Below are 21,815 nucleotides of genomic sequence, written 5' to 3' on the forward strand. Positions count from 1 at the left end.
ATTAAATGTCATGAATAGTAATGAAGATAATGTTAAATGGTTTAGAAATGCTGCGCCTTACATTAACGCGCACCGTGGTAAAACCTTTGTTTTAATGTTTGGTGGCGAGGCCGTGCAGCATCCTAATTTTGCTAATATCATTCACGATATTGCTTTGTTAAGAAGCCTAGGTGTTAAGTTGGTTTTGGTGCATGGTGCACGTGTACAAATCGAAGAACGCTTAGCTGCTCAAGCATTACCTCAACAAATTGAAGGTAATGTTCGTGTTACCGATGCAGAAACTTTGTTGGCGGTAAAAGACGCCACCGGTTCATTGCGCATTCATATTGAAGCACTTTTAACCATGGGCTTGGTTAATTCACCTATGCATGGCGCGCAAATACGGGTCAGTACAGGTAATTTTGTGATTGCTAAGCCGATAGGTGTGCGCGATGGTATTGATTTTAAACATACCGGATTAGTGCGTAGAATTGACGCTGAAGGTATTAATACTCAGCTGAATTTTGGCTCTATAGTGTTATTGTCACCGATCGGTTATTCATCTACTGGTGAGGTGTTTAATTTAGCTTTAGAAGATGTAGCAGCACAAACCGCAATAGCGTTAAAGGCGGATAAGCTGATCACCTTGACGGAACAAGCTGGACTTCTTGATAAAGAGGGCGCCTTGATTCGCAGTTGTGGTGTTGCAACTGTCAGCCAATTGCTTGCTGAACAAGAAGACCATGTAAAGCAGCTCTTGTTAAAAGCCATTATACAGTGTGGAAAGCAGGGAGTAGAGCGTTGTCATAGCGTGAGTTACGCTAGTGATAGTGCATTGTTACAAGAGCTTTTTACCCGTGATGGTGCAGGAACCTTGATAGCCAAAGATCATCAAGAGCAATTATCCGCTGCGAGTATTGATGATGTTGGCGGTATATTAGAGTTAATTGCGCCACTTGAAGAGGAAGGAGTGCTAGTTAAACGTTCTCGCGAGTTGCTAGAGATTGAAATTGATCGCTTTACCGTGATTAAAAAAGAAGATGTTATCATCGCTTGCGCCGCACTTTATCCATACCCTGAGGCAAGAACAGGTGAAATCGCCTGTTTAGTTATTCACCCTGACTATCGTGGCGGTAACCGTGGCCTTCGGCTTATTCAAGCACTCGAGCAGGAAGCTAAAATACAAAGTCTTGCGTCTATTTTTGTTTTAACTACGGTCAGTGCACATTGGTTTATTGAACAAGGTTATATAGAGCAAGCCATAGATAAACTGCCTGAGGGCAAGCAAAAAATGTATAATATTCAACGTAAATCTAAGGCATTTACCAAAGCTATTTAATCAATTTTTATTTTAAAGTCCTAAATGTGTAAACAGATTTCAGGACGGGCCACCCAAGCAAAAAAAAGCAACCAGAGCGGTTGCTTTTTTTATACCAATTAATCAATTAACTTGGTTTTATAGCTAAAAGCAGCACAAATTCTATTGTTTCGGTTACAAAGTGGTAACAAATGATTTCAATGAAAATTGTTTTTGTGCATACTGATGCCAGTGGGATGAATTTATACCAATTTGGTATTACGTCCATATAAAAATAATAATAAAAAATAGGCTAATTTGAGATATGAGTTTTTCTCGGCGCATTGCTGTGTGTGTAACGAATATTTTTTTTGCGACTTCAGCTATAGCGGAATCTGATCATAGTGTAGCTTTTGATTTAGCATCTGAAGCGGGCTACATCGATAATTTTTTGTACCAAGCGAACAACGAACAAAACACAGCTTATTATACTCTTGCTTCTGATTTATCACTTTCGTTAAAAAGCCAACAGTCAGCGTTTAATTTTGACGCGAAACTTGCATCGCACTTTTTCACTCAGTTTGAAGATGACGACCATACTGAGTTCACTCTTATTCCTAAATATCAATTCAAATTCAGTCAAAATCAATTGTTATACATGTCTGCTGTTTGGCTAAATAGATACGTATATAGAGGGACAGGAATTTCTCTAGGCGAAGCTGAGACTTTATTTGAGGGCGACGAGAAAGGTAATAAGGGTGCAACTATTGGCTACGAATATGGCACGTTTGAGTCACAAGGGAAGCTAAATGTCGAAGTCAGCTACCACGAAAATAAATTTACCACCCGCCGGGCTACTACCAGCCAGCTAGACACTGAAATATTGAGTATTAAATCAAGTTTTGATTATTTATTGTCTGAAAAAACCTTTTTGGCATTTGCTCTAGATTACGAGCAAACAGAACATCCTAATAATACCATCATCAACCGAGATAGTATCGCAGGCTTAGTGGGAATTAAGTGGTTTACTACCGTCATAAGTGAGCTCAATTTCTTAATTGGCTATCAACAGTTAACATTTGATGATAGTCAATTAAATGATACTAAAGCTGTTAAGTGGCGCTTTGATTACATTTGGCGTCCTTCTGATTTCACGCAAGTGCATATTATGTCTAATCGTAAATTTGATGAAAGTTACCGTTTAACCAGTAACTACCGTTTAGCAAAAAACCATCAAATCGATTTTACACACGATTTCACTGAATATTGGTCTATTTCGACGAGCGTTGGTGTGAAAAATGAGAAATTTATTAGTGCTCAGTTTGTAGAGAGTGAAGACTACTTATTTTCTACTTTCACTTTAGGTTATCAACACAGCGACAGGCTCAGCGTGCAGTTGGGTTATCACTATAAATCATTGGACAGTAAGAATGAACTAGTTGACTACTTGCATAATAAGTTGAGCTTAAAGGTAAAGCTTAAACTTTAATTGATTGATTTTTATATCTAATCACACAATGAGTTAAAGTGACACACCGAATATTGAAATTTGAACAAGCTATGTAGGATATATGTTTGGCTTGTTTTTCAATTTGGCGGTGTAAAGAGAATATCAGTTCTAGGTATACATAGTATTTGGCTTGAAGTAAATGTTACACTTTGTAACTTAGTTGGATGAAAATTATGCGATTTTTTATGTTTTGCTTGTTGTTTTTTATCGGTCAGGCAACAGGTAGTGAATATAAGTTAGGTGCTGGTGATCAAATTCAGATTACCGTTTATGGTGAGGAGGATTTAACAAACCAGATTAAAATTGATAAATCGGGTGTTATTTCATTTCCGTTTTTATCTGATATTACAGTAATAGGTTTATCAACTAAAAATTTAGCAAGTAAAATAGCAAATGGTTTACGGGGCGATTATTTAATTGACCCTCAAGTGACTGTTTCTATTGTTATGTATCGACCTTTTTTTATTCATGGACAAGTTAAGCGCCCCGGCGGTTATCCCTTTCAGGAAGATTTAACACTAGATAAAGCCATAGCGATCGCCGGTGGATTAGCAGCGAGAGCATCGAAGTCGTCTTGGAACATCACTAGATTAGTCGATGGTAAAAAAGCGGTATTTGACGCTAATGTTTCCAGCGCGATTTTACCAGACGATATCATAGAAATTGAGCAAAGTTTTTTTTGAAGATACTAGAAGATAAAAATTTTATTTCCATTAATGAAGAAGTTGCCTTAAAAGAAATTTTAACGCCGCTTTGGACACGTCGATGGAAAATTTTATGCTTTACTTTAGTAGTGACTTTCTTAGCCGCTATTTATCTCACCTTACTGAGACCGTCATACAGTGCAACGGCAATTTTACAAATTGGTACTAATAAGCCAGCTAACACTCTGTCTATTAATGATGCCTTTAATGAGTCGAACGCTACGAAAGAGCAGATCCAAACGCAATTTGAGTTATTGCGCTCACGCAAATTTGCTGAACGCGTAATATTTCAGCTTAACCTGATTCACCATGAAGAATTTATTAGTGGGAAATATAACGATAAATTAGCTATTCTTGCCCAAGTAGGTCAGGGCCAGTCAAATCCGTCAGTTAGTGATGTCGTCAGCCAGTTTCAAAAGAAATTAACTATCGTTCCTATTGCTGGTACTGAGTTGGTAAAAATATCTTATGTGTCTTTTTCCGCGCAACTATCTCAAAGCATAGCGAATCAGGTGGGTATCACTTACTTGCAATATCAAGACGAAATTCATAGTGCTGCAAAAGAGTCCACCTCTCAGTGGTTGGTTGATCAACTTGAAGAGTTGGGTAAAAAGTTACAAATTTCTGAGCTACTTTTGCAAACATATCGAGAAGCTGAAGGGATTGTTGATATTCATGGTGTGGTTGGTTTGGTTGGCTCTCAACTAACCGAGTTAACATCAGAAACATTGAAGGCGGCTAAATTAGCCGATGATCTTTCGATTTCATATCAAGATATACAAAAGCACGCTGGTGATATTGAAAAGCTAAGTGATTTACATGAAATTAGTCGCCATGCTACGTTAATGCAATTGCGCCGAGAAGAAGAAAAAATTGAACGTAAAATGTTTGAATTGTCGCAACGTTACGGCCCTAAGCATCCGAAAAAAATTGCGGTTAATGCTGAATTTATATCACTACAAAAGCGTATTACCCAACAAGTTTACGATATCGTTATCTCAATTGAAAAAGAGTATTTTAGTGCAGTTGAAAGGGTTAACGGTACTAAGCAACGCTTGGAGATTGCCAAAAAAGACTATCTGCGTTTAAGTCGTTTACAAAATAAGTTTTCCCAGCTGACTCGTGAAGTTGACACTAACAAAGAGCTTTATAATAATTATTTAGTACGCTTGAAAGAAGCTGATGCTATGGGTAATTACAATTCGAATTTTTATGTACGTTTTATTGATAAGGCGACTATCCCTAAAAGCCCAATTGCTCCTAATAAAATATTGATCATTGCCTTCACTTTCGTTCTTTCGATTGCCTTAATCTCCTTAACTATTATCATGCGTGAGTTATTAATGGATACATTAAACTCTCGTCGTAAATTAGATAATTTTAATGAGGCACAAATTCTTGCTGTATTACCAAAAATTAAAGCCAGCTCACGTGAGCGAAAAGAAGATACCTACAGCTCCGATAACCGCTTTACTGAAGCCATAAGAACGTTAAGAACTGCTTTACTATTTAACAGTGAAAAAACGGCACCTAAAATAATTGCCATAACGTCTTCTGTGCCGAATGAAGGCAAGTCTACTGTTGCTTTACATCTTGCACGGTCGTTCAGTGAAATGGAAAAAGTGTTGCTCATTGAAGCCGATATGCGCCACCCAACAATCGCTAAGAATATGAACTTGAATGAGCATCGTCCTGGGCTTTCTAATCTATTAGCTAAAACACACCAAATTAACGAGTGTATTATCCGAGATAAAAATGTCAAATTAGATATTCTGACCTCAGGTATTACGCCTGCTAATCCGTTAGCTTTCCTTTCTATGAAGCGCTTTAATATGCTGATAAAGGTTTTTGGTAACTTTTATGATCGTATTATTATTGAAACACCCCCTGTTCATGCTGTTAGTGACGCGGTTATTATTTCGAAGTTAGTTGATAGTGTTATCTATATTGTGCACGGTAATAAAACTAAGCGGGAGCAGATTTCGTCAGGCTTAAGAATGTTGAAACAAGTTAACGCACCCATTGAGGGCGTGGTTATTAACCACAGTGAAAACATAGACACCGACAAATATCATAATAAATACTATAACGATCGCAGTAATATCATTAAGCTTGCAGCGAGAAAGCGCGGTTAACTTAACTCAAACCAGTTTATGCCTTGGCTGTTTTTGCGTATAATAGCGCAAATCTTCAATAGTCACTGTTATGAAAATACGTACTAACTTCTCTCTACAAGCGTTCAATAGCTTTAATTTACCAGTCGTTACAGCTGAAATTTTTTTTCCATCTACTATTAAAGAGCTAGCTGAAATATCAATTGAAAAAGCTTCGTCGTCTTATATTCTTGGCGATGGAACCAACACCTTATTCTGTCAGGATAAGGCGCCCATTATTATCAAACCCAACCTTATGGGGATTGAAGTAATTGAAAACGATGATAACTTTCAGGTAAAGGTGGCTTGCGCACAAAACTGGCATGAGTTTGTTTTGTTTTGTATTAATAGCGGCATCTACGGTTTAGAAAATTTGGCTTTGATCCCCGGTAGTGTTGGAGCCGCTCCTGTACAAAATATTGGTGCTTATGGCATTGAGGTTAGTGACTTTATCGTCGGAGTTACTTGGTTTGATTTTGCTCAGAAAAAGCAGGTAGATTTTACCAATGCTGAGTGTCAATTCGGTTATCGCGACAGTATTTTTAAACAAGCATTAAATGGTACTGGTATTATTACGCACGTGCACTTCTTACTTCCTAAAGCTTGGCAAGCAGTCGATAACTATCAAGGGTTAAATGAACTTGTCTCTCCTGTGACACCGCAAGCCATAATGGCAAAAGTTATACAACTTCGCCAAGCCAAATTACCTGAGCCTAAACAGCTCCCAAATGCCGGTAGTTTTTTTAAAAACCCCATCGTCAGTAAAGATGTTTTTAACGAGTTAAATCAACAATATTCTAATATGCCTTTTTATCTGCATGATAATGGTGATGTTAAATTGGCTGCGGGTTGGTTGATAGAGCAAGCAGGCCTTAAAGGCTTTCGTCGTGACGGCGTTGGCGTACATGAAAACCAAGCCTTGGTGATCATTAACTATGAAAGTAAGCAAGGTGAAAATATTGTGGCTTTGTCGGTGCATATTCAGAAAAAAGTTAAGGAAAAGTTTAACATCCAATTAGTGCCAGAAGTTAGGTTTATCGGCGAAGATGGTGAATTAAGTCCTACCAGCGCAGGGGGCAAATAATGAAAGCAATACGTGAGCAGTTGATTAAAAAACTGGTTAAAGGTGAATTTTTATCAGGCCAAGCCTTAGGCGAAGAACTGGGTGTTAGTCGAGCGGCTATTTCAAAACATATTAGTGCCTTGCAGGAAATAGGCTTTGATATATTTAGTGTTACTGGAAAAGGTTATCGAATAGCCAACGCCATTGAACTGCTAGATGAAACTCGTATCGTGGAACTCTTAACTGAGCATAATACCCATGCCAAAGTGGAAGTGCATAACTTAATCGATTCAACAAATAGCTATTTAATGCGCCGTTTACCAAACCAAAATATTCCAGGGCAGGTATGTATTGCCGAATATCAAAGTGCTGGTCGAGGGCGAAGGGGACGTCAATGGGTCTCACCTTTTGGCTCACATATTTATATGTCAATGTATTGGTATTTAGAGCAAGGTATGTCAGCAGCTATGGGCTTAAGTGTTGTGGCCGCATTGGCGGTTAGTGATGCGATAAAAGCCTTATATGATGTTGATGTTGAACTGAAATGGCCAAATGATATCTACTTTAACGGTGTAAAGCTTGCGGGTATTTTAATTGACCTCGAAGGTCAGGCAATGGAGCCTTGCCATTGTGTTATCGGTATTGGCTTAAATATCAAAATGCCCGAAAAAAGTGCTGCCTTGGTTGATCAACCTTGGATTGATTTATCGAGTGCAATCGGCGTGGAAATAGACCGCAACATTTTAACCGCTAGTATTATTTCCGCATTGTTAAGGCGCTTAAAAATACATAGTGAAACGGGTATCCATACTATGGTTGCTCAGTGGCAAGCTCAAGACTTCTACTTCAATAAAGCTGTTGCTTTAATTACCGGTGAAAAAATTACTCGTGGTATCTGTCGTGGTATAAACGTACAAGGTGCATTAATGTTAGAGGTTAATGGTCAAGTTAGCCCCGTATATGGCGGTGAAGTTAGCTTAAGGGCTGGATTATGAGGCTGTTAGTTGATGTCGGTAATACTCAAGTAAAATATGTTTTTCAAGCGACAGAGGATAGTTCGACACTCTCCGATATTGTCTATCTTGATTATCAATCATTTCAAGCGCAATTGTCACAAGAAAAATTTTCAGAAGTCAGCGCAGTTATCCTTGCCAACGTTCATGGAAACGCAGTGCACGATACGATAGAGAAGTGGGCAACCCTTAATAATATTGCCTTTGTGCAAGTACACAGTACTGCAAACGCATTTGGTGTTACGTCGTCCTATCTGCAGCCCGAGCGATTAGGCGTTGATCGTTGGTTGGCTATGATAGGGGCCAAGCAAATATATCCACAACAAAACTTACTCATCATTGATGCCGGTACTGCCACAACGGTTGATGTTTTAGATGCTAGTGGTCAGCATTGTGGTGGATGGATAATGCCTGGTGTGCAAACTCTTTTTGATAGTTTATTAACGCGAACGAGTAAAATTATCGCGACACCTCAAACTACTGTTAGTCTGTCATTTGGTATAAATAGCTCAAATTGTTTAAATCATGGTAGTTGGGCGATGACTATAGGCGCAATAAAAGAAGCCATTATTCAAGCCAATAGCCAGTTGATACTAGACAAAGTCTTAATCACAGGTGGTAATGGGCAAGCAATTGTAAATTTAATGCCTGATACCTGTCAGCTAGAGCCTAAGCTAGTATTTCACGGTTTAAGTTGTTTTTAAGTCAGTTAAGCACGAGTGCGGACAGCAAAATAATTACGATTGTGTTTAAAAAACCATCAAACACAGAAAAACATGCTTTTTTTTGCATTTTGCTGTTGCAAGCTAGAAAACATTACTCTAGAATTCGCACCACTTAATGTAGTGCCGACTTAGCTCAGTTGGTAGAGCAACTGACTTGTAATCAGTAGGTCGCCAGTTCGACTCCGGCAGTCGGCACCATTAATACATTACTTGTAATGTGGAAAATAAAATTTGGAGGGGTTCCCGAGTGGCCAAAGGGATCAGACTGTAAATCTGACGGCTCAGCCTTCGGTGGTTCGAATCCACCTCCCTCCACCATTTTAACAGAGATAATCTGATAGAATTTAGCGGGTGTCGTATACTGGCTATTACCTCAGCCTTCCAAGCTGATGAAGCGGGTTCGATTCCCGCCACCCGCTCCAGTCTTTATAGAGAAATGCTGATATGGCTCAGTTGGTAGAGCGCACCCTTGGTAAGGGTGAGGTCGGCAGTTCGAATCTGCCTATCAGCACCACTTCTTCTTTAGACCTTCTATAGATTAATCAATGTTTAACACAATAAATTAATTTATTTAATGTACCCAGAGGTATTTTAAGATGGCTAAAGCAAAATTTGAACGTAATAAACCGCACGTTAACGTTGGTACTATTGGTCACGTCGATCACGGTAAAACAACACTAACAGCCGCTATCTCTGCGGTATTAACTAAAGTTCACGGTGGTGAAGTTAAAGACTTCGCACAAATCGATAATGCTCCTGAAGAGCGTGAGCGTGGTATTACTATTAATACTTCTCACATCGAATACGATACAGAAATCCGTCACTACGCCCACGTAGATTGTCCTGGCCATGCTGATTACATCAAAAACATGATCACGGGTGCTGCACAAATGGATGGCGCTATCTTAGTAGTTGCTGCTACAGATGGTCCTATGCCACAAACACGTGAGCACATCTTGTTATCACGTCAAGTTGGCGTTCCATACATCATCGTATTCATGAACAAATGTGACATGGTAGATGACGAAGAATTACTTGAACTAGTAGAAATGGAAGTTCGTGAACTTCTTTCTGAATATGACTTCCCAGGTGATGACTTACCGGTAATTCAAGGTTCAGCTCTTGGTGCTCTTCAAGGCGAAGAGAAATGGGAAGCGAAAATCATTGAGCTTGCTGACCAATTAGATACTTACATTCCAGAGCCAGAGCGTGCAATCGACGGTGCATTCATCATGCCTATCGAAGATGTATTCTCAATTTCAGGTCGTGGTACTGTTGTAACAGGTCGTGTTGAGCGTGGTATCGTTAAAGTTGGCGATTCAGTAGAAGTTGTTGGTATCCGTGATACTCAAACTTCAACATGTACTGGTGTTGAAATGTTCCGTAAGCTTCTTGACGAAGGTCGTGCTGGCGAGAACTGTGGTGTTCTTTTACGTGGTCTTAAGCGTGAAGACGTAGAACGTGGTCAAGTTTTATGTCAACCTGGTTCAATTTTACCTCACACTAAATTCGAATCAGAAGTATACGTGTTATCGAAAGATGAAGGTGGTCGTCATACACCATTCTTCAAAGGATACCGTCCACAGTTTTACTTCCGTACAACAGATATCACAGGTGCTGTAGAGCTTCCTGAAGGTGTTGAAATGGTAATGCCAGGCGACAACTTAAAGTTTGTTGTAGAGCTTATCAACCCAGTAGCGATGGACGAAGGTTTACGCTTCGCAATCCGTGAAGGTGGTCGTACTGTAGGTGCTGGTGTTGTATCTAAAATTATTGCTTAATAGCTGATTTAAATAAAACACTTAAAAGAGGATGCTTCGGCATCCTTTTTTGTTTTCAGCAGAGCCAGTCTCAGAGCATATAGGACGAAGCTTGGCGTCGAGTTTTTGGTGCAGGTGGTGCAGGTGTTGTATCGCTTTTACCTTAACAGATGTATTGCTTAATAATTTTTAGACACCAAACCTTAAAAAAAGACGCTTCGGCGTCTTTTTTGTTTTCAGTACGACCAGCTTCACGGGTTTATCCGTGATGAGGAAATACGTTAATAAAACAGTCCCAATGGACTGTTTTTAGTGATTTTCGCAAGTACCTCTGGTGCGCAGCTGAGAGTCGTACTGTAGGTGCAGCTGTTGTATCGCTTTTACCTTAACGGATGTATTGCTTAATAATTTTTAGACACCAAACCTTAAAAAAAGACGCTTCGGCGTCTTTTTTGTTTTCAGTACGACCAGCTTCACGGGTTTATCCGTGATGAGGAAATACGTTAATAAAACAGTCCCAATGGACTGTTTTTAGTGATTTTCGCAAGTACCTCTGGTGCGCAGCTGAGAGTCGTACTGTAGGTGCAGCTGTTGTATCGCTTTTACCTTAACGGATGTATTGCTTAATAATTTTTAGACACCAAACCTTAAAAAAAAGACGCTTCGGCGTCTTTTTTGTTTTCAGAGCTTAGTGCAATAACGCAGACAGAATTTCGTAAATAAATTAACGAATAAATAAATGCGCTTAGAATTATTTATTAAAAAGACACTGGGTATTTTTATTTCGACTAGATTCTTAACAGCTTTATGTCTGACTTTATTAAAAATACTTATAGCATTTCATAGAAGATAACAAGCTTCAAATTTTACTGCGTTGACAACATAGCGCAGCTTCTAGATAAAATTTTTAATAGATAAAAAGTTTGATGTTAAACAGACAAAATGAAACATTATTAAGCCGAAAGATTTGATAAAATAGGTCGTTAGCGTCTGTTTTGACCTTTAAAGAGTTATTCAAATGGAACTATTATCATAGTCAAATGCTAATCCATATTTATTACATTACTCAATTAAAGTATTGTAATATTTAGATAACGCAAAGTCTGTTTCGTTATCATTTTTGCTTCCCCCTGCATTCTCAATGGAGTGATATATGTTTTTTATTGATCAAGTAATATTGTTGGCCGCAGTGCTTATTTTACTGGGTATCATTTCGAGTAAATTATCAGCTCGCTTAGGTTTACCTGTGCTAGTGTTATTTTTAATTGTCGGGATGTTAGCGGGCGAAGATGGTCCAGGGGGAATACTTTTCGATAATGCTGAAGCCGCGCACTCTTTGGGAACACTCGCATTAGCCTTGATTTTATTTGATGGTGGCCTTCAAACCCCATTAAAAGCAATTAAATTAGTCTGGAAGCCAGCATCAGCCTTGGCCACGCTAGGGGTACTTATTACCGGTGCAGTCACAGGTTATGCTGCTGCATATATTTTAAAGATCCCTTTACTACAAGGTATGTTACTAGGTGCCATTGTGGGTTCGACAGATGCTGCCGCTGTTTTCTCCTTATTACGAAATGCCGGCATCCATTTAAATGGAAAATTAAAAGCGACCTTAGAAATAGAAAGTGCTTCAAACGACCCTATGGCAATATTTCTAACGGTAGGTTTGTTAGAAGTTTTAGTTAACGAAATGAAGCCTGGTTCAGGCTTATTGGTGATGTTTCTATCCCAAATGGGCTTAGGTGCAGTTGTTGGTTTAGCCGTAGGCTGGATATCACTGCGACTTATTAATCGAATTCAATTAGTTGCTGCGGGGTTGTACCCAGTCTTAGTCGCAGCCTGTGGCTTACTCTCTTTTGGTATTACTGCAAATATAGGCGGTAGTGGTTTTTTAGCTGTTTTCATTACAGGCGTCGTTATTGGCAACAGCAGATTTGTTTTTCAACGAAGTACCTTTTTATTCCACGATGGTTTAGCGTGGTTAAGCCAAATAACCATGTTCGTAGTGCTGGGTTTACTGATCACGCCAACATCTTTAATTGATGTTTGGCTTGAAGGACTTATTATTGCCTTTGTTTTGATCTTCATCGCCAGACCACTTGCTGTTGTGCCAATTTTAGCGATATTTGGTTTTAATCTCCGTGAAATTACCTTGGTGTCGTGGGTAGGTTTACGAGGGTCTGTACCCATTATTCTGGCAATATTTCCGCTTATATTTGGTTTACCAGGTGCCGCACTTATTTTCAATGTGGTGTTTTTTGTGGTCTTAATTTCGGCGACTTTACAAGGCTCCAGCTTGGCTTGGATGGCAAGAAAGTTAAAATTAACCTTACCTCCACCAGTGACGCCAGCAGCGACATTAGAAATTACTGCGCTGGGCGATGTCGACGCAGACATTGTTGAATATACTTTAGGCCGCACATCGCGTGCCGATGGTTGTCGTATATCACAACTCGCATTACCCGAAAGTGCAGTGATGGCAATGATTTCCCGTGATAATAACATTATCGCACCGCGAGGATCGACTCTTCTGCAGGCTGAAGATCAGTTATTTATCGTGCTTAAACCTATTACTAGAGCATTTGTCGACTGTGTTTTTTCAGGGAAAGTAGATGGCGAAAAATATGAGCTACCTGCGCAAGAACTGAAGGTTAAAGGCAACACCCATATTATTGATATAGCACACTCTTACAATATTGATATTACAGGTGGTCCAGAGGAGACTTTAGAGCAAGTGATAAAGTCTCATCTTATGACTGCGCCATCTATTAATGCAGTTGCTGAACTTAACAATGTAAAATTATATGTTCGTGAAATGGTAGGAGAGCGGATTACGACTGTAGGTATTAAAGTGACAGCAGGCAAATTGAAAAATTAAACTAAATTTTTATGTTTATTGGCTAAATGTGCTTAAAGATTTAATGCTCATGGATTTGCTATTAATATTGTTATTTTTAGTGTCATTAACTAAAATTTTAACAGCGAACAGTTCATCCCGTTTGAGCACTAAAGATTATCTTGTAAATTTCCCTTGAGTAAAATGATTGACTAAGTATAATAGCGCCTCACTTCTAGAGTCTCTCTTAATTCCCAAACAACTAAGAATCACTCGGTAAGTGTAAGTACAAATTGAAGGGGTATAGTTCCAATTGGTAGAACAGCGGTCTCCAAAACCGACGGTTGGGAGTTCGAATCTCTCTACCCCTGCCATTTTTTAGTAAAGTGCTTATTAGTTAAATAATAGGGGCTTTAGATTTTAACCTCGATATTATCGAGGTGCTTTGTCTTAGGTTAGACACGTAATTACAGGTAGTAGATATGAATGCAAGTACTGAAACTGAACCAAGTGGTTCATTTGATTTTTTAAAGTGGGGCGTGATTGTTTTACTTTTAGCTGGCGCAGTTGTCGGTAATTACATTTTTGCTGAGCAGTCAATTCTTGTTCGCGCCTTAGCTGTAGTTGCTGCTATTGTTATTGCAGGTCTTGTTGCTATGCAAACAGTTAAAGGTCGTACTGCTGTAGCATTTGCTAAAGAATCTCGCACAGAAGTACGTAAAGTTGTTTGGCCAACACGTCAAGAAGCAGTGCAAACAACAGGTATAGTATTAGTGGCAACATTAATTATGTCTTTATTGCTTTGGGGTTTAGATTCAGTTCTTTTCTGGGTAGTTGGATTAATTACTGGATTAAAAGTAGGTTAAGGTACCGTCATGACTGAAGAAATTACAATTACAGATACGCCTGAAAAAAACAATAATCCTAAATTACGTTGGTATGTAGTACAAGCGTTCTCTGGTTACGAAGGTCGTGTACAAAAAACATTACTAGAGCATATTGGCATTCATGGTTTAGAAGAAAAGTTCGGCGAAATTTTGGTGCCAACTGAAGAAGTTATTGAAATGCGTGCTGGACAAAAGCGTAAAAGCGCACGTAAATTCTTCCCTGGTTATGTACTGGTTCATATGGAATTAGACGATGAATCATGGCATTTAGTTAAAAGTGTACCTCGTGTACTAGGTTTTATTGGCGGCACTAAAGAAAGACCTGCAGCCATTACTCAAAAAGAAGCTGATCGTATTCTACAACGTCTTGAAGATACTGATAAGCCTAAACCTAAAACATTGTTTGAGCCAGGCGAAGTGGTACGCGTTATTGACGGTCCATTTGCTGACTTTAATGGTGTGGTTGAAGAGCTCGATTACGAGAAAAACCGTATTAAAGTATCAGTACTTATATTCGGTCGTTCAACACCTGTTGATTTAGAATTTGGTCAAGTCGAAAAAGGCTAGTATCAAGTACGGACTAAATCCTAATGAGCCAGAGTTTTTCCTCTGGCTTTTTTATGTCTAGCACTTCCTGTGTGTGTTCTTTTTCTATGTAGATACTTTGATTAATATTTTACAGGGAGGAAAGCATGAGAAAAGATTTGAGCTTTATATAAAATTTATTTTCACTTCTCATTTAATTCTTCTTCCTTCCTCCTTGTGAATAATTTTATTATGTAAATATGAAATCAGTGAATAATGCATGAGTTATGTGTAATTTATAGAATGACATTTTTTCATCCCTAGGTTCTGCTTTATATTTTACAGGGAGGAAATAATAAGAAAGGCAAGAGAAGATATTTGAGTTTCGTATAGGTTTTATTTTTCACTTCTCATTTAATCCTCCTTCCTTTCTCCCTGTAAATAATTTTATTAAGTGATTTTTTATTTTACATACAGCCGAAACTCTCCTTATTAGACGCAGCACTAGCGCTTTACGTTGTTTTTTTATACAAATATAAATCTAATCTTGCACAATGACCTTCGAATAATATATAATCCGCTGCCGATTTTATCTGATGAAGAGAAAATCGATTTTTTGTTAACGGGGAGCTGACTTTAATGGTCAGCGTTAGAACCCATACTAAAGGTATTAAAACCATGGCTAAAAAAGTCACAGCTTTAATCAAGCTACAAGTTGCTGCTGGTGCAGCAAACCCGTCACCACCAGTTGGTCCTGCACTAGGTCAACACGGTGTTAACATCATGGAATTCTGTAAAGCGTTTAACGCAAAAACAGATTCTTTGGAAAAAGGCGCTCCAGTTCCAGTAGTAATTACTGTATATGCTGATCGTTCTTTCACGTTTGAAACCAAAACTCCACCTGCTGCTTACTTACTTCTTAAAGCTGCTGGTGTTAAGAGTGGTTCTGGTCGCCCTAACACTGATAAAGTTGGTACTGTTACTACAGCACAACTTGAAGAAATCGTTAAGGTAAAAGAAGCTGATCTTACTGCTGGTTCTATGGAAGCTGCAGTGCGTACCATTGCGGGTTCTGCTCGTTCAATGGGTTTAGTGGTAGAGGACTAATCAATGACTAAATTATCAAAACGCACTCGTCTTATCCGTGAAAAAGTAGACGTATTAAAAGAATATGACATCGCTGAAGCTATTGCTTTACTTAAAGAGCTAGCTACTGCTAAATTCCGCGAAAGCGTAGATGTTGCAGTAAACCTTGGCATAGATGCTCGTAAATCTGATCAAAACGTTCGTGGCGCTACTGTGTTACCAAACGGTACTGGTCGTGATGTACGTGTTGCTGTATTTACACAAGGCGCTAACGCTGATAAAGCGAAAGAAGCCGGTGCAGACATCGTAGGTATGGAAGACTTAGCAGAGCAAGTTAAAGCCGGTAAAATGGATTTTGACGTTGTAATCGCTACACCAGACGCTATGCGTGTTGTTGGTCAACTAGGTCAGATTTTAGGTCCACGTGGTCTAATGCCTAACCCGAAAGTTGGTACAGTTACACCTGACGTTGTTACTGCTGTAAATAATGCTAAAGCGGGTCAAATTCGCTACCGCAATGACAAAAACGGTATCATCCATACTACTATTGGTAAGGCTGATTTCGACGATGCTAAATTGCAGGAAAACCTTGAGTCATTATTGGAAGCGCTTAAAAAAGCAAAACCAGCTAATGCTAAAGGCCAGTACATTAAGAAAATTTCTGTTTCAACTACTATGGGTGCCGGCGTTGCCGTTAACCAAGCTAGCTTGACAGTATAGTTTTCTGTAGGGTGTCGAAAATCGACACTTTACAAGGGCGAAATTGTAGACTATAATTTCGCCCCTTAAATTTTGGTAGGTGTTGTCTAACTATTAGCATTTATTTGCTATAGACAACCCCGTCAAAGACCGTAGGAGCTGATACGATTCTTCGTTGAACGCTTAATATTTCCTACGTAGATGGTGATTACCCAGTATTTCCTAATTCTGGTCCTCGCCGTAACGGCCTAAGCGAATGTTAATTGGCTTAGGGATAGTAAATACCGGTTATATTTTGCCGGTGAACCAGGAGTAAAGCCAATGGCTATCAATCTTGATGACAAAAAAGCAATTGTTGCTGAAGTTCAAGAAGCTGCCAATGGCGCTCAATCAGCTGTAGTCGCGGATTCACGCGGTGTTTCAGTTGAAGCAATTACTGTATTACGTAAGCAAGCACGTGAAAACGGCGTATGGATGAAAGTTATCCGTAACACGTTAGCACGTCGTGCATTACAAGGTACTGACTTTGAATGTGTTACTGACACATTAGTTGGTCCATCATTAATTGCATTTTCAAACGAGCATCCAGGTGCAGCAGCACGTTTATTCACAGATTTCGCTAAAACTAACGAAAAATTTGAATTAAAAGCAGCAGCATTTGAAGGTAACGCAGTAGACGTAAACATGTTAGCTAAGCTACCTACTTACGACGAAGCAATTGCACGTTTAATGAGCGCTATGAAAGAAGCATCTGCAGGCAAACTTGTCCGCACAATTGCTGCAGTACGCGATCAGAAAGAGCAAGAAGCTGCTTAATAATTGTTTTCCTCTGCTATTACTTAAACATATGCAGAGCACAATTCGCACTTTTTGTATTTATAGTTATTTCAAACAGCCAAAGGCTGTTTATTAAAAAACAGGAAATTTAAAATGTCTATTTCTAAAGACGATATCCTAAACGCAGTTGCTGAAATGTCAGTAATGGACGTTGTTGCACTAATCGAAGCAATGGAAGAGAAGTTTGGCGTATCAGCTGCAACTGCTGTTGCTGCTGCTGGTCCAGCTGAAGCTGCTGAAGAGAAAACTGAATTTGACGTAGTAATGACTAGCTTCGGCGAGAAGAAAGTTGCTGTAATCAAAGCAGTTCGTGGCGCTACAGGTCTTGGCTTGAAAGAAGCTAAAGATTTAGTTGAATCAGCTCCTAAAGCGATTAAAGAAGGCGTTGACAAAGCTGAAGCTGAAGAGCTTAAGAAAACTCTTGAAGAAGCAGGTGCTTCTGTTGAGATCAAATAATCTGTTTTTAAACAGATTATTTGCCTGAAAAGGCAATGGCTGGTGATTTAAACGTCACCGGCCTTTTTGCGCTAAAGAAAGTGGTTTTTTTTTAAACCAAAACAGTGCATTATTTGATGCTTGATAAAAGAAGTATCACTGCAATATCCTGTCTTTTTTGAAGGCAGATCGGCCATAACCAGCAAGCTGAGGAACCCCATGGTTTACTCTTACTCTGAAAAGAAACGTATTCGTAAGGACTTTGGTAAAAGTGTGCAAGTAATGGACTATCCATTCTTGTTATCAATCCAACTCGAATCTTTCCGTAAGTTTATTGATATTGATCCAACAGGTGAAACAGGCCTAGAGGCTGCATTTCATTCTATTTTTCCAATTAAAGCTTATTCTGGTAGCTCAGAATTACAATTCGTAAGCTATCGTTTGGGCGAGCCGTTATTTGATGTTAAAGAATGTCAAATCCGCGGTATCACCTACTCTGCGCCATTACGCGTTAAATTACGTTTAGTCGTTTATGATAAAGAAGCGGCGGCAGGCACAGTAAAAGATATCAAAGAACAAGAAGTATACATGGGTGAAATACCATTAATGACTGACAACGGTACATTTGTCATCAATGGTACTGAGCGTGTTATTGTTTCTCAATTACACCGTTCTCCAGGTGTGTTTTTCGATCACGATAAAGGGAAAACGCATTCTTCAGGTAAAGTGTTATATAACGCTCGCGTTATACCTTACCGTGGTTCATGGTTAGATTTCGAATTTGATCCAAAAGATAACTTATTTGTTCGTATTGACCGTCGTCGTAAATTACCGGCGTCAATAATTTTACGTGCCTTAGAGTACTCAACAGAAGAAATTTTAGATATCTTCTACGATACGACTAATTTTACGATTAAAGGCGATAAGCTAATAATGGATTTAATTCCAGAACGCTTACGTGGTGAAACAGCAACTTTCGACATAAAACTCCCTAAAGGTGATGTTTTAGTTGAACAGGGTCGTCGTATTACCGCACGTCATATTCGCTCTTTATCAAAAGAGAAAATGAAAACTTTAGAAGTACCTGCAGAGTACATTGTAGGCAAAGTACTTTCTAAAGCATATATTGATGAGTCTACTGGTGAAGTAATCGCTGAAGCGAATGCTGAGATTACGCTAGAGTTACTAGCTGAATTAAGCCAAGCTGGACACAAAGTATTATCTACTTTATATATGAACGAATTCGATGTTGGTTCATATATGTCAGACACACTTCGTGTAGATAACTCAACTAACCGCTTAGAAGCGCTAGTTGAAATTTACCGTATGATGCGTCCTGGCGAGCCACCAACAAAAGATGCAGCAGATACGTTATTTAATAACTTATTTTTCGCACTAGAACGTTATGACTTATCAACGGTAGGTCGTATGAAGTTCAACCGTCGTGTTGGCAATGCTGATGATGTTGGTACTGGCGTATTATCTAAAGAAGATATCATTTCAGTAATGAAAACTTTAATCGGCATTCGTGACGGTAAAGGTGAAGTTGATGATATCGATCACTTAGGTAACCGTCGTATCCGTTCTGTAGGTGAAATGGCAGAAAACCAATTCCGTGTTGGTTTAGTTCGTGTTGAGCGTGCTGTTCGTGAACGTTTAAGTCTTGGTGACTTAGATGCGATCATGCCACAAGATTTAATTAACGCTAAGCCGATTTCTGCTGCCGTTAAAGAATTCTTCGGTTCATCACAATTGTCACAATTTATGGATCAAAACAACCCATTGTCAGAAGTGACGCATAAGCGTCGTATCTCTGCCTTAGGGCCAGGTGGTTTGACACGTGAACGTGCTGGTTTCGAAGTACGTGATGTACATCCAACGCATTACGGTCGTGTTTGTCCAATTGAAACACCGGAAGGTCCAAACATTGGTTTGATCAACTCGTTATCGTGTTATGCACGTACTAACGATTTCGGTTTCTTGGAAACACCTTACCGTAAAATTGTTGATGGTTTAGTGACTGACGACATCGATTACCTTTCTGCAATTGAAGAAGGTAATTTCGTGATTGCACAAACCACGGCTGAAGTTGATGCCGATGGTAAATTGGTTGAAGGCTTAGTTGCTTGTCGTCATAAAAACGAATTTACGCTAATGTCTGCTGAACAAGTTCAGTACATGGACGTTTCACCACAACAAATCGTATCAGTAGCGGCATCACTTATTCCGTTCCTAGAGCACGATGATGCTAACCGTGCCTTGATGGGCTCGAACATGCAACGTCAAGCTGTACCTACATTAAGAGTGGATAAACCACTTGTTGGTACGGGTATGGAGAAAATTGTTGCGGTTGATTCTGGTGTAACAGTTGTTGCTAAACGTGGCGGTGTTGTTACTTACGTTGATGCTTCACGTATCGTCGTTAAAGTTAATGAAAATGAAATGCACGCTGGTGAAGCGGGTATTGATATTTATAACTTAACTAAATACACCCGTTCAAACCAAAATACGTGTATCAACCAACGTCCATTGTGTCGTATGGCTGAGCCTGTAGTGCGTGGTGATGTTTTAGCAGATGGTCCTTCTACCGATATGGGTGAATTGGCACTTGGCCAAAACATGCGTATCGCTTTCATGCCTTGGAATGGTTACAACTTCGAAGATTCAATGTTGTTATCTGAGCGTGTAGCTACTGAAGATCGTTTCACAACTATCCACATTCAAGAGTTAACCTGTATCGCTCGTGATACTAAGCTTGGTAGTGAAGAAATTACTGCTGATATTCCAAATGTTGGCGAATCTGCATTATCTAAATTAGATGAAGCGGGTGTTGTTTACATTGGTGCTGAAGTTAACGGTGGTGACATCTTAGTGGGTAAAGTTACTCCTAAAGGTGAAACACAATTAACACCAGAAGAAAAACTTTTACGAGCTATCTTTGGTGAAAAAGCAGCTGACGTTAAAGACAGCTCGTTACGTGTACCTAACTCAGTGTCTGGTACCATCATTGACGTTCAAATCTTCACCCGTGACGGTGTAGAGAAAGATGCTCGTGCTGTTGAAATCGAAGAAATGCAACTTAAACAAGTTAAGAAAGACTTGGGTGATGAGTTCAGCATTTTAGAAGATGGCATATACGCACGTGCGAAAAAATTATTGTTAGCTTCAGGTTTAAATGAATCTGATCTTAACAGCATGTCTCGTGATAAGTGGTTAGTGCAAAACTTGGCTGATGAAGGTCAACAGTCAGAACTTGAGCAAATCGCTGAGCAATACGACAACATAAAAGCAGACTTTGATAAAAAGTATGAAGTTAAACGTCGTAAAATCACTCAAGGTGCTGATTTAGCGCCTGGCGTGTTGAAAATAGTTAAAGTTTATTTAGCCGTTAAGCGTCGTATCCAGCCAGGTGATAAAATGGCCGGTCGTCATGGTAACAAAGGTGTTATTTCAAACGTAGTACCTGTTGAAGACATGCCTTACGATGAGCACGGTGTTCCTGTTGATGTAGTACTTAACCCGTTGGGTGTACCATCACGTATGAACATTGGTCAGATCCTAGAAACGCATTTAGGTATGGCTGCCCGTGGTATTGGTGAAAAAATTAACCGTATGTTGGAAGCTCAATTAGAAATTCACAAATTACGTGAGTTCTTAAAAGAAGTTTACAACTTAGGTGAGTCTCGCCAAGAAGTTGATATTGATTCATTCTCTGATGATGAAATTATGCGCTTAGCCGGTAACTTACGTGCAGGTCTTCCAATTGCTACACCAGTATTTGATGGTGCAAGTGAGAAAGAGATTAAAGACTTATTTAAACTTGCTGATATGCCTGAAAGTGGTCAGTTTACGCTTACTGATGGCCGTACCGGTCGTAACTTTGAGCGTCCTGTGACTGTTGGTTACATGTATATGTTGAAACTGAACCATTTAGTTGATGACAAAATGCATGCGCGTTCTACGGGTTCATACTCGCTAGTAACGCAACAGCCTCTTGGTGGTAAAGCACAGTTTGGTGGTCAGCGTTTCGGTGAGATGGAAGTATGGGCACTTGAAGCATACGGTGCCGCTTATACCTTGCAAGAAATGCTAACGGTTAAATCTGATGATGTTAACGGTCGTACTAAGATGTATAAAAACTTAGTTGACGGTGATCATCGTATGGAGCCGGGCATCCCTGAATCATTCAACGTATTGTTGAAAGAAATTCGTTCGTTGGGTATCAACATCGAATTGGATCAGGACTAGGCTAGTGCAGCTACATTGCTGACTTTTAGCTAACGCAATAAGTCAGTGCATGGAGAGA

General features: G+C 39.3%; 16 protein-coding genes and 5 tRNA genes. All 21 read left to right on the top strand.

Features of this window, described 5'->3' with window-relative positions; all coding sequences use genetic code 11:
• Positions 1–10 precede the first annotated feature (10 nt).
• The 21 genes from argA to rpoB all read left to right on the top strand — a co-directional run bounded on the left by argA (position 11) and on the right by rpoB (position 21,757).
• A complete protein-coding gene (argA, locus tag B5D82_RS09140) occupies positions 11–1,318 on the top strand; it encodes an amino-acid N-acetyltransferase (protein ID WP_081150999.1) in 1,308 nt (435 codons plus the stop codon).
• 283 nt (positions 1,319–1,601) lie between these two features.
• Positions 1,602–2,765: an outer membrane beta-barrel protein gene (locus tag B5D82_RS09145; protein WP_081151001.1), complete on the top strand. Its 1,164-nt coding sequence runs from the start codon at positions 1,602–1,604 to the stop codon at positions 2,763–2,765.
• A gap of 194 nt (positions 2,766–2,959) precedes the next feature.
• On the top strand, positions 2,960–3,469 hold the full coding sequence (locus B5D82_RS09150) for a polysaccharide biosynthesis/export family protein (protein ID WP_172820635.1): 510 nt from the start codon (positions 2,960–2,962) through the stop codon (positions 3,467–3,469).
• Positions 3,466–5,625, top strand: coding sequence for a GumC family protein (locus tag B5D82_RS09155; RefSeq protein ID WP_081151005.1), 2,160 nt, complete (start codon positions 3,466–3,468; stop codon positions 5,623–5,625). Before B5D82_RS09150 ends, B5D82_RS09155 begins: the two co-directional genes overlap by 4 nt.
• A 70-nt stretch (positions 5,626–5,695) precedes the next feature.
• On the top strand, positions 5,696–6,727 hold the full coding sequence (gene murB / locus B5D82_RS09160) for a UDP-N-acetylmuramate dehydrogenase (RefSeq protein WP_081151007.1): 1,032 nt from the start codon (positions 5,696–5,698) through the stop codon (positions 6,725–6,727).
• Complete coding sequence (gene birA / locus B5D82_RS09165) at positions 6,727–7,701, top strand: bifunctional biotin--[acetyl-CoA-carboxylase] ligase/biotin operon repressor BirA (protein WP_172820636.1); 975 nt, start codon at positions 6,727–6,729, stop codon at positions 7,699–7,701. Before murB ends, birA begins: the two co-directional genes overlap by 1 nt.
• Positions 7,698–8,423: a type III pantothenate kinase gene (locus B5D82_RS09170; RefSeq protein WP_081151011.1), complete on the top strand. Its 726-nt coding sequence runs from the start codon at positions 7,698–7,700 to the stop codon at positions 8,421–8,423. Before birA ends, B5D82_RS09170 begins: the two co-directional genes overlap by 4 nt.
• A 143-nt stretch (positions 8,424–8,566) precedes the next feature.
• Positions 8,567–8,642, top strand: a tRNA-Thr gene (locus B5D82_RS09175).
• Between the two features lie 35 nt (positions 8,643–8,677).
• Positions 8,678–8,762 (top strand) — tRNA-Tyr (locus B5D82_RS09180).
• Positions 8,763–8,791: 29 nt separating this feature from the next.
• Positions 8,792–8,866: transfer RNA gene (locus B5D82_RS09185), tRNA-Gly, on the top strand.
• 16 nt (positions 8,867–8,882) lie between these two features.
• Positions 8,883–8,958, top strand: a tRNA-Thr gene (locus tag B5D82_RS09190).
• A gap of 82 nt (positions 8,959–9,040) precedes the next feature.
• Positions 9,041–10,225 carry an elongation factor Tu gene (gene tuf, locus B5D82_RS09195; protein WP_081151013.1) on the top strand — a complete coding sequence of 395 codons (1,185 nt, stop codon included), beginning with the start codon at positions 9,041–9,043 and terminating at the stop codon, positions 10,223–10,225.
• Between the two features lie 1,132 nt (positions 10,226–11,357).
• Complete coding sequence (locus B5D82_RS09200; RefSeq protein WP_081151015.1) at positions 11,358–13,082, top strand: potassium/proton antiporter; 1,725 nt, start codon at positions 11,358–11,360, stop codon at positions 13,080–13,082.
• A 255-nt stretch (positions 13,083–13,337) separates the two neighbouring features.
• Positions 13,338–13,414 (top strand) — tRNA-Trp (locus tag B5D82_RS09205).
• 108 nt (positions 13,415–13,522) lie between these two features.
• Positions 13,523–13,906: a preprotein translocase subunit SecE gene (gene secE, locus B5D82_RS09210; RefSeq protein ID WP_081151017.1), complete on the top strand. Its 384-nt coding sequence runs from the start codon at positions 13,523–13,525 to the stop codon at positions 13,904–13,906.
• Between the two features lie 9 nt (positions 13,907–13,915).
• Positions 13,916–14,494, top strand: coding sequence for a transcription termination/antitermination protein NusG (nusG, locus tag B5D82_RS09215; protein WP_081151019.1), 579 nt, complete (start codon positions 13,916–13,918; stop codon positions 14,492–14,494).
• Between the two features lie 636 nt (positions 14,495–15,130).
• Positions 15,131–15,559, top strand: a complete 429-nt coding sequence (rplK, locus tag B5D82_RS09220; RefSeq protein WP_081154431.1) for a 50S ribosomal protein L11 — start codon at positions 15,131–15,133, stop codon at positions 15,557–15,559.
• A gap of 3 nt (positions 15,560–15,562) precedes the next feature.
• The gene (gene rplA / locus B5D82_RS09225) at positions 15,563–16,258 is read left to right on the top strand and encodes a 50S ribosomal protein L1 (RefSeq protein ID WP_081151021.1); all 696 of its coding nucleotides are present in this window, start codon (positions 15,563–15,565) and stop codon (positions 16,256–16,258) included.
• A 300-nt stretch (positions 16,259–16,558) separates the two neighbouring features.
• Positions 16,559–17,053 carry a 50S ribosomal protein L10 gene (rplJ, locus tag B5D82_RS09230; RefSeq protein ID WP_081151023.1) on the top strand — a complete coding sequence of 165 codons (495 nt, stop codon included), beginning with the start codon at positions 16,559–16,561 and terminating at the stop codon, positions 17,051–17,053.
• A gap of 114 nt (positions 17,054–17,167) precedes the next feature.
• On the top strand, positions 17,168–17,530 hold the full coding sequence (gene rplL, locus B5D82_RS09235) for a 50S ribosomal protein L7/L12 (protein ID WP_081151025.1): 363 nt from the start codon (positions 17,168–17,170) through the stop codon (positions 17,528–17,530).
• A gap of 198 nt (positions 17,531–17,728) precedes the next feature.
• Complete coding sequence (gene rpoB / locus B5D82_RS09240) at positions 17,729–21,757, top strand: DNA-directed RNA polymerase subunit beta (RefSeq protein WP_081151027.1); 4,029 nt, start codon at positions 17,729–17,731, stop codon at positions 21,755–21,757.
• The last annotated feature ends 58 nt before the right edge of the window (positions 21,758–21,815 follow it).

It is taken from the genome of Cognaticolwellia beringensis (genome assembly GCF_002076895.1).
Taxonomy (GTDB): Bacteria; Pseudomonadota; Gammaproteobacteria; order Enterobacterales; family Alteromonadaceae; genus Cognaticolwellia; species Cognaticolwellia beringensis.